A 1,088-nucleotide genomic window follows, 5' to 3' on the forward strand; every position below is an offset into this window, starting at 1 on the left:
CCCAGGCCAAACCGTTCCGCCGTCAGGATATCGTAGGCGACCCAGGCTGGATTATTCGACCATGCCCATTTGAACGTACCGTCCCAGGTGCCGCTATAGGTGCGGGCCTCGGGATCATACGTGGTCGGCACCTGAATGATCCGCATTTTGGGTTCACAGGCGACGGCCGGAATGTTTTGGAACTGGCTGGCATCGAACTGAACAAACAACAACGCGGTTTCCGGGTAGGCCAGTTTAGCGTCAATGACCTCGGTAATAGCCTCGATAACCATTTTGTCAGCTATCAGGTCACTGGTCGAGTTGGGTGTTATTCGCCGCACGCGGATTTGCCAGCCGGTAGTGGCCGCCGGCAGATCGATGCGGTGACTGCGCTCGTAGGTGGTCGTCGTTTTGCCGTCAACCGCTGTATCGAGGACCTGCTGATATGCCCCGCCGTCGGTGGCCACGTCGATCGCATACTCAATCCGATAGCCCACGACATCGCCATTGGATTTTTGCTGCTGTAGCGATGACCAGGAAAACCGCAGACGTATCGCTGATAATTGGGTATTGGTGACAGCATGCACCCAGGGCGTTTGGCTGGTCAGTTCCAGGCTAACGGCCGTTTCGTTCTCGATGTCCGGCATGCCGGCGATGTACGACTGGTCAGGCGTTCCCGGCCGGAATTCCCAGGCAACACCCGGGAAATTGACGGAGCCGTCAGCGTTTTGAATCGGCGTTCCATCCAGATAAATGTTGGTGCCGTCCAAACCACCAGCGAATTCCCCCTCGCCCAACGCCAGCAACATTTTGGCGTAGGAGGTTGACTGTAGCGAGTCTGGGGATTCAACCGGCGTGTGAGTGCTGCTGGAGCCGCTCTTGTGGCCCCTGATTGATTTCGCTGCCATATGGGACCCATAAAAAAGGCCCGCCGAAGCGAGCCGTTGAGAGTTGCGTTTTTTTTATTGCTGGTCTTCCGCATAAATACCAGCGGAAATAATTGCCCCACCGATACGGCGTTTACCGTATCCAATCGGCACGGGATTACCCTGAGCGACCGAGTTTACCGGACCGCCAAAGGCATACGAGGGTTTGTTATCCGGATCCTG

The 1,088-nt window shown here is 56.3% G+C and carries 1 protein-coding gene; it reads right to left on the reverse strand.

Going from position 1 to position 1,088, the window contains the following annotated elements; translation table 11 throughout:
* The coding region (gene gpJ / locus FCN80_RS26065; protein WP_136993265.1) for a TipJ family phage tail tip protein at positions 1-887 on the reverse strand (887 nt) is incomplete at its 3' end.
* Positions 888-1,088: the final 201 nt, after the last annotated feature.

The organism is Martelella alba, assembly GCF_005217455.1.
GTDB lineage: Bacteria > Pseudomonadota > Gammaproteobacteria > Enterobacterales > Enterobacteriaceae > Acerihabitans.